1 pseudogene is annotated in these 273 nt (G+C 60.4%); it reads left to right on the top strand.

Features of this window, described 5'->3' with window-relative positions:
- Positions 1-73 precede the first annotated feature (73 nt).
- A pseudogene (locus tag ABG80_RS20955) lies at positions 74-273 on the top strand (protein rep); the annotation flags it as partial.

The following is a 273-nucleotide window of genomic DNA, read 5'->3' as shown; positions in this document are numbered from 1 at the left end:
TGTTGTGGGCGCTGTTTGGTCATACGAAGTGAAGCGGGGAGACAACTCGGGCCAGTGGCACCCGCACCTGCACATGATCGCCTTGGCCGAGGTCGAGCCCAGCCAGGAGCGCTTGTCGCGGGATTGGCACCAGATCGCCGGGGACAGCTTCATCGTTGATGTGCGGCCCATCGTTGGAGATCCCGCCGAGGGGTTCATGGAGGTTTTCAAGTACGCCGTCAAGTTCAGCGATCAGCCGGTTGCCGATACATGGCATGCCTTTCAGACGCTCAA

Origin of the sequence: Aquabacterium parvum (assembly GCF_001447195.1) — a bacterium.
Taxonomy (GTDB): Bacteria; Pseudomonadota; Gammaproteobacteria; order Burkholderiales; family Burkholderiaceae_C; genus Aquabacterium; species Aquabacterium parvum.
The sequence above is the reverse complement of the archived record's forward strand: the minus strand, read 5'-3'. Positions and strand labels throughout refer to the sequence as shown.